This is a genomic window from Psychrobacter sp. ANT_WB68, assembly GCF_008369115.1.
In the GTDB taxonomy this organism is placed as follows: domain Bacteria; phylum Pseudomonadota; class Gammaproteobacteria; order Pseudomonadales; family Moraxellaceae; genus Psychrobacter.
Genome location: NZ_VOAZ01000001.1, coordinates 805,405 through 818,174 on the forward strand (window position 1 = coordinate 805,405; position 12,770 = coordinate 818,174).

Annotated in this window: 12 protein-coding genes and 1 CRISPR repeat array (1 of these 13 running past the window's edge); all 12 genes read right to left on the bottom strand. The window is 42.6% G+C overall.

What is annotated here, in order from left to right; genetic code table 11:
- Positions 1-26: 26 nt before the first annotated feature.
- On the bottom strand, positions 27-1,277 hold the full coding sequence (locus FQ084_RS03365; RefSeq protein ID WP_149489205.1) for a type III-B CRISPR module-associated Cmr3 family protein: 1,251 nt from the start codon (positions 1,275-1,277) through the stop codon (positions 27-29).
- A gap of 2 nt (positions 1,278-1,279) precedes the next feature.
- On the bottom strand, positions 1,280-3,118 hold the full coding sequence (gene cas10, locus FQ084_RS03370; protein WP_149489206.1) for a type III-B CRISPR-associated protein Cas10/Cmr2: 1,839 nt from the start codon (positions 3,116-3,118) through the stop codon (positions 1,280-1,282).
- Between the two features lie 38 nt (positions 3,119-3,156).
- Complete coding sequence (gene cmr1, locus FQ084_RS03375; protein ID WP_149489207.1) at positions 3,157-4,392, bottom strand: type III-B CRISPR module RAMP protein Cmr1; 1,236 nt, start codon at positions 4,390-4,392, stop codon at positions 3,157-3,159.
- Positions 4,393-4,502: 110 nt separating this feature from the next.
- Positions 4,503-5,072, bottom strand: coding sequence for a hypothetical protein (locus tag FQ084_RS03380; RefSeq protein WP_149489208.1), 570 nt, complete (start codon positions 5,070-5,072; stop codon positions 4,503-4,505).
- A 61-nt stretch (positions 5,073-5,133) separates the two neighbouring features.
- A complete protein-coding gene (locus FQ084_RS03385; RefSeq protein ID WP_149489209.1) occupies positions 5,134-5,637 on the bottom strand; it encodes a hypothetical protein in 504 nt (167 codons plus the stop codon).
- A 108-nt stretch (positions 5,638-5,745) separates the two neighbouring features.
- The gene (csm6, locus tag FQ084_RS03390) at positions 5,746-6,879 is read right to left on the bottom strand and encodes a CRISPR-associated ring nuclease Csm6 (RefSeq protein WP_149489210.1); all 1,134 of its coding nucleotides are present in this window, start codon (positions 6,877-6,879) and stop codon (positions 5,746-5,748) included.
- 94 nt (positions 6,880-6,973) lie between these two features.
- Positions 6,974-8,179 (bottom strand): Card1-like endonuclease domain-containing protein, encoded by a 1,206-nt coding sequence (locus FQ084_RS03395; RefSeq protein WP_149489211.1) that lies wholly within the window; start codon positions 8,177-8,179, stop codon positions 6,974-6,976.
- Positions 8,180-8,249: 70 nt separating this feature from the next.
- Positions 8,250-8,939 (bottom strand): deoxynucleoside kinase, encoded by a 690-nt coding sequence (locus tag FQ084_RS03400; protein ID WP_149489212.1) that lies wholly within the window; start codon positions 8,937-8,939, stop codon positions 8,250-8,252.
- A 69-nt stretch (positions 8,940-9,008) separates the two neighbouring features.
- Positions 9,009-9,527 carry a GreA/GreB family elongation factor gene (locus FQ084_RS03405; protein ID WP_149489213.1) on the bottom strand — a complete coding sequence of 173 codons (519 nt, stop codon included), beginning with the start codon at positions 9,525-9,527 and terminating at the stop codon, positions 9,009-9,011.
- Positions 9,528-9,590: 63 nt separating this feature from the next.
- Complete coding sequence (locus tag FQ084_RS03410) at positions 9,591-10,085, bottom strand: hypothetical protein (protein WP_149489214.1); 495 nt, start codon at positions 10,083-10,085, stop codon at positions 9,591-9,593.
- A 143-nt stretch (positions 10,086-10,228) separates the two neighbouring features.
- Positions 10,229-11,077: a hypothetical protein gene (locus FQ084_RS03415; RefSeq protein WP_149489215.1), complete on the bottom strand. Its 849-nt coding sequence runs from the start codon at positions 11,075-11,077 to the stop codon at positions 10,229-10,231.
- A gap of 104 nt (positions 11,078-11,181) precedes the next feature.
- Complete coding sequence (cas6, locus tag FQ084_RS03420; RefSeq protein ID WP_149489216.1) at positions 11,182-12,288, bottom strand: CRISPR system precrRNA processing endoribonuclease RAMP protein Cas6; 1,107 nt, start codon at positions 12,286-12,288, stop codon at positions 11,182-11,184.
- A 449-nt stretch (positions 12,289-12,737) separates the two neighbouring features.
- Positions 12,738-12,770: direct repeats of the CRISPR family, unit length 36 nt (it continues 1,178 nt past the right edge of the window).

The following is a 12,770-nucleotide window of genomic DNA, read 5'->3' on the forward strand; positions in this document are numbered from 1 at the left end:
TGGATGAGCGACTAAATGAGTCGTTATCAGTCTGCTTTCCAAGGAGCAATGATGGCACTACCAAAGCCATCATTTTTATCTTGATCATCATCAGACCAAACGTTATACAGAATCTGCTCCAAATCAGACAGACTAAGCCCGCTGTCTAATGTAAACCAATAAACAGAGCCACTGCTGATAGCCTTACGCATCGCCTTTGGTTTCCACAGGATTGAATCCCACCCTGAAACGGGCTGCCACTTATCGATGGCGCAGGCCTTAAGGTTGACGGTTATATTAGTATTGGGTAATCTGCCTTTTTTGGTAGAAGCCTCTAACCAAGACGGTAGATAGCCATTGGCAAAGATACAAGGCGTCAAAAATGTCAGTCTAAAGCCCTTGGCATCATTAATCTTACGCAATAGCTCCTCGCTACTGTCATCATACAACTCTTCAATACCATTAACTGATATAAACTTAGACAGTCTGCGCTCACCGCCAAAGGTAACCATATCTTCATCTAGGCTTTGCTCGGTTTGCACAATGAAACCAAGTCGATTGTCTTTCCATACTGATCTGCCGTTAGTAGCTTTGCCTTCCGTTATTGCGTAACCAAAATCAAAACTGGCGGTTTGAAACAGCTGTCCTGTCTTAGAGGACTTTGACTTGCTGTCTATCGCTACATGAGTACGTAGGTCGATAGGCAGTTGTGCTAATCCGTCTTTTTGTAGCTCGTCAAAAGTGAGTTTGGACTTGTTTTTATTGTCAGCTTCAAGCTCAGCTTGCCACCTTTTTAAATGTTCAAGCGTCCAATAAGCAACACCAGGCTTTGGCTTACCTTTTATCGGAGTTTCCATTTGTACTGGCAATAGACCATCAGGCAGGTCGCTACCACAATCAGGGTCTAATGCTTTTGGCGCCAGTCGAACCAGTTGAATCTTTGCATTGGTTTCTTCAGCTTCATTATTGTCTGATTTGGCTTCAAAATATAGAGCATCAGCTGGCTCTGGCACTAGTATCTCAACGTGCTGCAGTGACTCATCGAATCTGGCTAAATAAGGTCCTGTAGATTTGATAGCGAGTACCTGCTGATAGGATTGGTTGGTGACGTTGTCAACGGTGTGTTCATCAATCTGCGCTTGCTTTTGATTGATGCTCGTTGCTCTAATCAGCCCTGCCGCTGCTGATGGCATAGGGAAAACCACGTCTGCTGCTGATGCTTGTGAACCAAAAGGTTTGCCTGATCGAAATACTAAAGGGGCAAGAGGTTCAATAAGGTAATTAGTCATTAAGGTCATTACTATTCTTTCCCCAGTTCTTGTTGTGTTTTGGCTGCAAACCAACGTGCCACGATGAGCTCATCAGCCAATTTATCTAAACCTATATCTACACCGCGGTATTTTAGTTGTTTTATAGTCTCGCCTTCGATGTTATTACCGGTGGCTGTACGTGCCTGTTTTAGCATGCGCTTTAATTCAGCTGAGCGAATACCTTGTCGTAGGTCATCTTGATCTTTTGCAATCAGATACGTGCTTAGATGGATGTCTCTAATGTCATAAGCCACGCGGCTAGGGATGTCTTTATTGACGTACATTTTTATCCACTTTTGGAAGGCTTCTAAGCTTGTAGTGTCGTCCCACTGGTATCTAACGTGAATATCATTACCTGAACGTACAGAAAGCAGAAGACTCAATGCATTACGACGTTTGCTAATATCATCTTTGATATGATCGCCTTTGGCATGTTTTTCTGCTTGATTTGCCAAATCGCGTATTACACTCATTGGAGTCATAATATGGCAAACTGCCAAACCAACAGATAGGGTAGGTGACTTATCAACGCCAAGGCTTTTGCTAACGTCTAGCAATCTGGCTTTGAAGTCATCACTCAGTCGTTTGCTACAATCATAAGCTTGGTCTAGTGGTACAAAGCCTAGTACATCATCACCGCCTGCGTAGATGCAGTGGCCACTATAGGCACGCATAGTATCAGGCACGCTTTCTGCAAAGTCTGACAGCGCTTTAGTGATTTCTTGATGTTCTTGTAAGCTTGTTGCTTTGTCCAATAGCTCGCCCATGCGGTCACCGTCTGCTAATAGCATAACGCCATAGCTATAAGGCTCACCATATTCTTTCCAAACAGGTAAGAGCTGGTGCTTTAGTAGCTTTAGTTGGTCACCTATTGCGTCATCTATCTGCTTCCATTCTTGTATAGCAGCATCTAACCGGTATGGATACAGTAATTGGGCATCATAAGCAAAATCTGCATATATGCTTCGAGCAGTACTGCTATCTATATTACCTCGCACACGAGTTGCTGCACCTAGCTTGACCAGCTGGCTGTAAATTGCTTTTACTTGCTCATAATTTTCGTGCTGAATTAATGATTCTTGTATCCAAGCATGAGCCGTTACGCGAGTAAAAGGGGTAAACTGTTCGACAGTATCAGCAAAACCTAAGCGCTTGATGGTACCGAGACAGTCTAGTTGCTCAGAATCTGACAAGGACAGTTTGGTGCGGGTTTTTGTTTTTAGTTTATTGTGAGAGTTGTTAAGTATCGTCTCATATGCTCCGTCAAGTGATGACTTGGGTAGCATACGAGTAGCATCGTATGGGTCTGTCGCTGCAGGCGGAAAATCTCGGGTTGCTTTACGAGCAGCTAGTGCGCTTGATGCTTTTTGAATGGCGTTTTTATAACCATCACTGTCAGAAGTATCAATTTTTGCCCAAGCCGCTTGTATCTCAAGATAGTTGGTTTTTTGCGTATCCCAAATATCTTGTCGGATGTCGTCTCTCGCATGATCTAATTGCTTTAAAGCAGCATCTACTTCATACAAAAATCGGTCTTGGGTCGCTTTTTTAGCTTGGGTGATAATCCTTCTAAGCTCGTCAGTACTATTAGCTTCAATGACGACTTGTAGCTTGTTGCCTACTGAGAAGTCACTATTCATCTCTAACAATGAATGATTCTCTACATATGGGAAAATAAGAGTGGCATCTTGTTCTTTTAGGCTTTTGGCACACGATTTTGCAAGCTCTGATAATAGCCATGAGCCGCTCCACAAATCACGACTGCGACGAGCAGCGGCAATCATGCTTTGTACGGGCCCTATAGATAGCATAACTAGGTATTGATTCATGGTATTTCCGTATTATGATAATTATTTAGTAGAGACGTTTATTTTGCGAAATAAGTCAGAAAAGCCTGCATAGGATCCTGTCCACCGTTTTCGCTAATCGGGCGAGTATGTTCAGCTGCATCAATCTTCCAAACAGGATATTCATTTCTACCCACGGTCACCTTCATATCTAAAATGTGTTGATATGGTAGTACTAGGGCTGATGGGCGCCATTGCGTTATCCCTTTTTGATCCTCCCCAGCATAGACTGCTCGCAATATCAGCGGGCTGGCTAGACGCTCTCCTTCGGCAGGGCTAACGGTGTTATCTCCGCTGGGTTCGCCACGACCGACAAAAGGAAATAAAATGGGCATTCCAAACACTGCTCTAGGAAATACATTGCCAGCTAAGTGCTCTGGAGCATGATTTTCATGATGTGTGTTTTGAATACGCCTTAAAGCATCAGGTTCAGGCCAACGGCTGCGGCCAGGTCGATTTTTCTGCTGACCAGGGTTACGACCTACGCCAGGTGCTTGTCTAAATTCGCTTAGCTTAGCAATAGCAGATTGCAGTGCTGACAATGCGCTAGAAGTAGGGTTTCTCTGTATTAAATGACAATTAGCTTCTGCTATTTCATCTAAACTAGGTATTTCTGCGATCTGTGGATAGTCTGTAGATTCTTTAACTTGCACAGATCCTAACCCTTTGCGACTACGAAAGCCTAACCCGCCAAAGCTTGCCCACCATCTTAATGTTTCAATAACTTGATCTTTTTTCGTAGTGTCTTTTGCTAATAAAGGACTAAAGGCAAAGCCTAGTTTCCAACTGATTTCTGGTTTGAGTAATCTATGAGGATTTAAAGCAGGATCTGTCTCGTTGTAAGCTGGGAACAGTACATATTTTAATTGCGATAAGCTGCTATCATCATAATCTATTAAGCTCTGTCGTATTTTGTTTGGAGAAGGTACATCAAAAACTCTTAAGAAAACCTGACCAGCTGTTCCATCGTCATCACCTGAGCCCATGCCGCCCCATAAGGTAAATTCTTGCTTTTGAATTTCTTCATCACTACCTAGCTGCCATTTATTTTTGGCAAGCAGTCGCCACCAAAACCTTAATTGCCCACGAATACTACTGGCTCGTATCGGCATTTGTTCATCGACTACCACTGACTTAACGCCGCCACCATACATAGGGGTAACTAGCTCACAGCTTAAGCTATGCCACTCTAATACTGGATCTATAGCAGTAAGGGATGGCACCTCAATACTTTCGTTAGGTACTCTAAGACTCATTGACTGCTCCTTTATTTGATGTTTAATGCCTATTAGTTATATTGCTAATAATCTTAGAGATAATGCTCAGATCTCTACAAAATATAGTTTTACTGCAAGGGTGCTGCATACTAAGCAGCGCGCAGTCTTGCGCGCTCGATCCCACGCTCATACCAATCTCGACCTTTTTGTCCGCAGTTATCACGTATATACAGCTTGTACTCACGTGTTGACTGGTTTATTTGGCGAATCTCAAGGAGCTTTTGTTCTTTGGTTTCTGCCAATAGTACAAGTTGCTCTTTAGCTTCATTAAACTGCTCTCGCATTTGCTGCAGATGCTCTCTGATAGCCTGATTTTGAGAACCAGGCGCTGCATCACGCTGCTTTTTCAGCTCGCCGATACATTGACCAAAAGACTGCTGTTTTGCACGAAATATAGCGACGATCTTTTTATGGTTCTCAAGCTCTTTATACAAAGCATCTGCCGTTAGATGAGAAGCATGATGCAGTTCAATATGCTCATAAAAGTCTTGATTCTTCTCGTAGTTCGCGCGGCGCTCTGCAATTTGCTGCTGGCGTTGAGCAGTTTCTTCAGACAGTCGGCGGCTGGATAAGTTGTAAGATGCACAGGCATTTTGCTCTTCGTTACTTAACCAAGCAACAACACCAACTGCGGCAGCGATACCAAGAACCCAATACATAGACTTCTCCTACATAGCTAATATCAGATTTTAGATAATCAAACTTGAGACACTGACGACATTAACTAACGTCAGTAAAAGTCCGGGGCTGACTGTTATCTCTTAGCGCATCTGTTAACACAACGAAAGCATCTATAGGTGCTCGTGTATTGTTAATGTATTCCTTGGCCAGCTCAGATTGCTGTTGTGACAGCTGAGAGATGATTGTCATCATGCTTTGCTTGATGCCTTCTGATACGTTAGGTGATGTCACTACCTCTAAGTAACGATTAAGCTCCAAACGCCCTTTTTCAAACATCTGCATATGATTAGCACTTAAGTTTTTTATATTCTTAAGCGTGATCTTATGTGCATGAGCAATGGTATTTAGCTTAGTCATACTAGCGTTATACTCATTTTCAAGCTGTTGCATAACAGCATTAGCCTTGCTATGCATATCGGCTCGTTGCAACTCGACTTGCTGTGTTGCCAAGCGGTATTGCATGATCGATTGGCACAAGCTCAGGCCTTCTTTTAAAGCGGCGACAGCGACAGTATGACTAACAACAACAGCAGGTAAGGCCATGGGGTATTCTCCTCAAGTATTTAATATTTGGTTTTGATGGTATTAAATATATCGTGTTCTATACTGTAAAACTGAGACCGCAAGCTTGTGCTATATTCAACGCTTTTTTTAAGACATGCTATTTATAATGATTGATTCAGGGGCTATACGAAGTTGAAAGGGAGAGCCTTTCCCTGCGCCTTGGTCGATATTGAGTTTGGCAGCAAGCTCGATACCTAAGGATTCTTTAAGAGCAGTTTGTAATCGAGATTTTGCTCCCTGAAAAAACTTCTTATCAACACTGATGTCTATATCTTCCTCATTCTTATGATCAGAGTAATAAGCTAGGTACTCTTCAGTCAGTTGACTGATATGACCTAATTGCTGGCTATCAATATTTCTGTCGTTTATGTTTTTGGTAGGGGCGATAATGCCACCTTTGCCTGCTTTGCATCTATCTGCAAACCAGTTTAGTAGTGCCCATTCTCGTGGAGGTAAGTCATCTATGTTAAATTTACCATTGACGATAGCTTTTCTACTAAAACTGTTAAGCTCTAGGGTAATATCTTCATATGACTCATTAATTTTTTGTACTACCTCGCTAAAGCTATCTTCTTTTCGTAACTGATGTTTAGGTAAAATTGCGTCGCGCATTCTCACAAATGGAATCTTGGCAAGCCAAACCTGCGCATCCCTTGCGTCACCAACTACTTTCGCATCACGGTCAGATACTAATCTTTCCTCTGGCGTTGGGTAAAAGAAATTTACGGCTTTTTCGAACTCTGCTTGTACTAATACATGAGACAGAGAGTCTTGCGCACGTCCATATAGCGATAGAGCGTAGCCTGCATAGAAGCCCATCGTTTTGCGACCTCCTGCTATAGAGACATGTACACTAGTGTCATCCATACTCGTAAAATCTTTTATCTTTTCGCAAATAATATCGGCTGATCTCTCATTGTCTTCAGGCGTTTTTAGATCCATCAATGGTTTACCGTTTTGATCAGTAATCACATGTAGATGCGTAGTAGGGTCAAATTTGACTTTTTCCAAGATTGGATAATCACGCTTAAATTGCTCGAATACGCCATCTTCAAATAAACGCTTACGTATTTGGTTGAGTCCATCTTGTGTGCTTAATACATGCACTTCATCGGGCAACCACGTTTCTGAGCTGTTTTCATCACAGGCAAGCGCCCAAATGGTTTCAGTAATGATTTGTGGAGTCATACCAGTAACTAAAAATAAGATATTGCGTGACATGAGCTTCTCTCTATAAATTCGATGGTTTAAAGTTTACTCTGTTCATGATATTAGGGGCATTTTCACAAGCTTGTGAGATTTAGCAATACACTTATCAAGCGATGTAACGACCAAAGTCTAGTAGTTGTTTACCCATGATGACTTTTATACCGGTATCTTCAGCCACAGCGAGTGACTGATTAGAGATGTCGAATAAGCTAATGAAGTATTTATGCGTATTAAGACCACCAACCTGTCCGACAGAATCAAATTTACGTAAGTCAGCATTGACCTTAGTAGTAGGGTTGTCTTGTCTATCCCAATTAACAGTCTTACATTCAAATAGATGTAGGTATCCTGAATTGATATAGGCGACATCGACTTCATTACCATCGCTGGTCTTTTTGAACTGTAAGCCAATCTGTACATCGACTTGTTGCTGCTGTGCGATATAGTGCTGAACAATCCAAAGCCCTGTGAGCACTTCGAACCATTTTCCACCGACGAATTCGACAGCTTGCTTGTCTGCCCAAGTGATAGTGCCTGCTGCACTGTCATAACTGAAGTATGGTTGAGGGGCTTGAGCCAATAGTTTCATCCAAGTAATACATTTTTTAAGCAGGTTGCTATCTTGCACCGCGACAGTATGAGGGAAGCTATGCTCAGACTGTTTCATCAGGCCTGCAGTCAAAGCATTAAGCAATAACACTAAGCTTTGCGCTTTATCAAAATCGGCCTTCATGTACTGATAAATTTGATTGATGTAATGATACTGCTGAGCAGGAAGGTCTAAAAATGAGGTTTCAGCGCTTACAGCTTGGTAACCCCGCGCTTTGAGGCGAGCTTCAATGTTTTCGGGTAGTACTAAATCGTAACATTGTTTACTAGGAGGGCGGTTATACCAGACCAACTGGTTATTGGCTCGACTTTGATAGACACAGTCATAACGGCTACTGATTTGTGCGATTTGGTCTTGTGCAATACTCATAAGCTTGGTGCCGCCTGTGATATTAAAGATAATTTGCGACGCTTTGTTATGAGCAATCCACTGTAGCAGCACGTCCTTTATGGCCTCTACATTGTTTTCTTCAATACCGCTTTGGAGATGTAGCTCCTCTATAGCTACTGGCGACACTTCAGAGCCAACTTGTAGCGCGGTCAAAACACTGGTTAGGTTGTCTACGTAACCTTTGGCACGAGTAAACTCGGTACTAATGATGACTATCTTCTTGATATCAGTGTTGTTTTCTTTAAACAAATGCCAGATAAGATAATAGTTGGCTTCGGTTTGGGCAGTGGCGGTTACGAATAATGTTTTCAATTAGGCACCTTTTGATTTTTTGGATGTCTTATAGATTATAGCTTAGCATGGTGTTGGACTCATTAGTGCATTAGACTATACTGATTTTTAACAAAAATTCACTACTATTTTCAGCGAAATATTGTTCTATCATAGCCATAATCTCTTGACAGATAGTTTGGGCGCTGACAACCGCAGTGTCGTACCTATATAGATGTATAGACTTATCTAGTAAGTATGTTGCCCGAGTGCTATTCAGGCAGTTGAATAAACCAATATAATTGTTCTTCATGGCTATGACAGATGCTATGGTTTCCTCATGCCGGCCGTATTGGCGATTTCTTTGAGCATAGCGCTCTAATAAGGTTGCATTTGGGGTATCAAGTTGAATGACGATGTCTGGTATAGCTATTAGACACTCTCGGCTACGCACTTGCTGGTAGTGCTCACTAGGGCTTAGATTGTCCTGAATGGCGTCATGCCACCTGACAGCTAAACTTGTTAGTATGCTTCTATCACTAATAATTAGATCGGAATTCCAGTCAGTGCGTGCAGCATGATAGTTAGAGCGTTCAGCATATAGCGCCCTAATATAAGTATCATTATTCTGCTGCTGTGCAAAACCATGTTCTAGATAACTGCCCTGAGGAATAGGCTTAGTGGGCTGCAATATAGCAAGACACTGTTGGTTTGAGTTACAGTATGTCTTGAGGTAGGGCGTGAGCGTTTTTAGCAACGTGCTTTTACCAGTGCCTTTTATGCCTTCGATTGCAATATACATGCTCACCCTTAGTATTTTTCAATAAGTTGATAGCCACTGTCATTTACTGAACTATGCTTATAGGCTCTGTTATGAGCCAGAGTGGATAGCAGTAACCTCTATCTCCCAAGCTTGAGTACCAAGCACGAGTTGCTCTGACACATCTCCTACCTGCAGTCCGATGATTGACTTTGCCAAGGGTGCGTTGTAGCCAATCTTTGCTGCTTTAATATCAGTTTCGTCAAAACCAACAATTTCCCAAGTTTCCACTAAGCCCTTATCGTTGATATCGTTATTCAGATTCCAACGTGTGATACTGACCAAAGAGCCAATGGCAACGTGGTTAGTAGGACGATTACTAGGATCAATATTGACTGGACGAGCGTGCTGCAACCTTTCGGTTAACTCTTTTACAGTATGGTTTAGGTTAGCCTCTAGCTGTTGCTGGCGGTTAAACTCAGGATTATCGTGCCAGCCGTCACCAGACATCTCAAAAGCGACTTGTCGATGATCACGCACATCCGCATACTCTTGTTTTTTGCGAGCCAGCAATGCCTTTAGGTTATCAAAACCAGTTTCTGTCATATAAATCGTGGTCAATTGGGTCATATATCGCTCCTATGCGCTATTTTTAAAATTACTTTTGGTAAGGCTTTATGGCTACTAGTTGCATCAACTGGATACCGATGAGCGCACTATACTTTGTATGGGTAACAGGCATAGTGTTTGGCAAGCTTGTGCATCCCGAATGTCATAGTCGTTAAGTAGCTTGGTCAAGGTGGCAATGGATTTTTCACAATCAAGTGAGCCTGCAGTTTTTTTGATCGCATGCCGATGAGCAATCATTTGCTGCACTTGGGTATCAGGAGCACTTTGTCTGACGATACGGCGTAACGTCTGATGTGGTTGTCGCGCAGTGAGCTGATACCCTTGGGTAAGCAGAGCGATACTGACATGACGAAACAGACAATCGTACAACGTCAAATAAGCTTGCTCTGGAGATAAAGTATTTAATGTGTCGAGTAGCCGTTGGCGTAAGCGATATAGGTTTTGCTCTTGTTGCGCCAAATCAAAAGTAACCTGTGATGCAGGCTTGATTTGATCGGTATAATGCAATGCTTTTATTAGTGCATTATCTATAGACATCGTGCGAGTCAGGTCGGTCATAACTTCTCTCTTTGTTATTGAGGTATTAGAGTGTTGCAGTAATGAAGAAGGGTTTAATCAATATAGTCATCTATCGATGATGGTTGGTTATATCTGGTGGCAATCATTAGATTGCAGGTTAGCGAGTTCTTATGATTTTGTTGTTATGCGGCAAGGCGGCCATGGTTTAGATAGCGAGTCAACGCATGCTTTAGATCTTCAGCGGACAGGTTTGCAGGCTGCAGATTAGGATCAGCAAGGGTTGGGAATAAGCGATTGGTCAAGACCTGAGTTGGGGCTGTACAGATGATAGTGGCGACCAACTCCTGCCCAGGGTGATTGATGCGATGTAATTGATCAGGCGTCATGAGATAGCTGGCGCCAGCTGTTTGTGTGATGTCCTGCAGCTTTTTTAGGCGAGTGGTACCAATGTATTTTTTATGGGCTGAAACAGGGGTATGACCGCTTTGGTGTTTTGCGGTATAGATGTACTCTTTAGTCTGTAACGTTAGAGCTTGGCTATTGGTTGAATGTGTGTTTGAAGCACAGTGAGATACCGATAAATCATCGTTTGCAGCATCTGCCCATAGCTCGCTTTTAAGTGAGCCTGTGAGTACGTGTGAAGCAAAGCCCCAGCGATGACTATGGATGTTTTCTTCACATGAGGTGCCGGCAAACCAGATATGCAAACGCAGCTTATAACCTTGGTCGAGCAGAACGACTTTTAAAAAACCATTGCCATGCCAGTAAGAGCGCGCCGCAATTTTTGCAAGGAGCTCTGGTGATTGTATTAGAGAAGATAGCAGGCTAGTCATGCTGGCAAGATGACAGTGTTGGCTAAGTAGGCTGGCCAGTTGGGTCAGGGATGACTTATTAGAAGTATCAATGGCGCCGCATGCGCTATCGTTAGAAAAATGCTGACTCAACTGAGCACTGATAAGGCTCAGTTGCTTGGCTGCGTCATTTGAAGACGTTACGGTTAGTTTTGTAGCGCATGCTGTAGTAGCTATCATCGTAATGTCCTCTAGGCCGTTGTGTTGGCGCTATTAGACATCAGATGGGTGTACTAGGTTTAAAAGCACAAGCTTGTCATGCATTAAGCTTGTGTATGATAGATTTAACTGACTGTTGGCATTAATATAAGCTGATATTGACCTAAGCCCATCGTGGTGTTTTTGCCGATATGGAGCTTTTCTCCCAGTCGTAATGCGGGCATCAGACGAGCTATCGTGTGAGCATCACCCGATAGATGTATATCTCCTTGTAGGCCATATAGTTGCATCTTTCGCTGCTGACGATTAGAGCGACGGGGCACATGATTGGCAGCAACATCTACTGCTATGGTTAATGATTCAATGTCTTCTTTAAAATGATGATAAGAATCGTAGCCAATGTCCCATGCCTGATTAGGATTATGGTTGTCCTGACATAACCGAATACGATTATAGAGCGAGGCGATAAAGGTGATGCTATCTAGATGGTCTGGGTGGGAGACGATTCGGTTATTCTGCTGATAGCGAAACGGTGTCAAAAACTGCATGGTTAGCTGACAGTCTGCATCTGTTGCTTTTGTTTTTTTTGCAACATGCACCGCACCAGATAAGAGGTTTTTATCTAAAATTGTTGTGTTGTTTTCGCTGTTCGATGGCAGGCGCTGCAAAGAGTAGAGCGTATCGCCTTCACAGCTCGCTTGTACGAGGGTCGCGCGTCGATAAGGCGCGTGAGTGCCAAGCCCTGTTTCTAAAGCCAGCTTCCAAGCATCGATAATCAACTGAGTTTCAGCAATCGCTGCCCCCATGAGTGTCATTCCAAATTGCCAGACATCGCCTTTGTTATAAGTAGTGGCTTGCTGTGTTGGTCTCGACGTCTTATGAGTCGTATGAGAGTGAGGGGTATAGTGAGGCTGCTCGGCACAAGGGTTAGAGACTTGGCTTATAGGGATATGTATAACATAAGGATTCACTGCCTGAACGCTAGATGACTGCAATGCGGGCATCTCAAAGATACGCGGGAATTTACACTGGTGTTTTAATGGACATTTTTTACACTCTGGCATATCAGTGATACAAGTCAATGAGCGCAATGCTGTTCCAAAGGCACCACGCAACATAGAGCCTGGATGTTCAGGCATCTTTAGTGGCTCATCTTGGCGCACCGTCAGATGAATGGTCTTTAGGTGAGGGTGGTTGAGAGTGGCTGACCATGACGCAGGATAAAAGTGCATGTATAAATCCAAATACAAGTGAGATGTCAAAGACAACTAAAGGTTTAAGACTATATCAAATCTACAGCAAAAATTAGACAACTATAATCGTGAAATATTAACCTAATGATTAAACATCCGCTAAAATAATAAGCTTGGCTATAGTAACTATAGCGATGTATATAGTAATTGCCCCAGACAGATAAAAGCCTATTGCACTGCTAAGCAACATCTACTACCATATAGAACGTAATCTTAAACGATTACTCCCAGATAATTAGGGTACGGTTCAGACTTTATTCAGTGTCATCTTGGTAAGTTCATTTAACAGTTTAGGCAAAATTGATTATTATGTGTACAATTTGCTGTAAAAAGTTGGTCAAAAAAGCACCAACTTTTAAGCCAACTTTTATCGACCAATATTCTCAATGTAAGTTGTTGTTTTTATTGATAATAAATATTGGTGTACAGTCTGAACTGCTCCCTGATTTGTAAGGGATTAA

Excerpts from the sequence above, each read along its gene's own strand:
- FQ084_RS03365 (WP_149489205.1), bottom strand. The coding sequence starts at position 1,277 with ATGACCTTAATGACTAATTACCTTATTGAACCTCTTGCCCCTTTAGTA.
- cas6 (WP_149489216.1), bottom strand. The coding sequence starts at position 12,288 with ATGCACTTTTATCCTGCGTCATGGTCAGCCACTCTCAACCACCCTCAC.
- cas10 (WP_149489206.1), bottom strand. The coding sequence starts at position 3,118 with ATGAATCAATACCTAGTTATGCTATCTATAGGGCCCGTACAAAGCATG.
- cmr1 (WP_149489207.1), bottom strand. The coding sequence starts at position 4,392 with ATGAGTCTTAGAGTACCTAACGAAAGTATTGAGGTGCCATCCCTTACT.
- csm6 (WP_149489210.1), bottom strand. The coding sequence starts at position 6,879 with ATGTCACGCAATATCTTATTTTTAGTTACTGGTATGACTCCACAAATC.
- FQ084_RS03380 (WP_149489208.1), bottom strand. The coding sequence starts at position 5,072 with ATGTATTGGGTTCTTGGTATCGCTGCCGCAGTTGGTGTTGTTGCTTGG.
- FQ084_RS03385 (WP_149489209.1), bottom strand. The coding sequence starts at position 5,637 with ATGGCCTTACCTGCTGTTGTTGTTAGTCATACTGTCGCTGTCGCCGCT.
- FQ084_RS03400 (WP_149489212.1), bottom strand. The coding sequence starts at position 8,939 with ATGTATATTGCAATCGAAGGCATAAAAGGCACTGGTAAAAGCACGTTG.
- FQ084_RS03410 (WP_149489214.1), bottom strand. The coding sequence starts at position 10,085 with ATGACCGACCTGACTCGCACGATGTCTATAGATAATGCACTAATAAAA.
- FQ084_RS03415 (WP_149489215.1), bottom strand. The coding sequence starts at position 11,077 with ATGATAGCTACTACAGCATGCGCTACAAAACTAACCGTAACGTCTTCA.
- FQ084_RS03405 (WP_149489213.1), bottom strand. The coding sequence starts at position 9,527 with ATGACCCAATTGACCACGATTTATATGACAGAAACTGGTTTTGATAAC.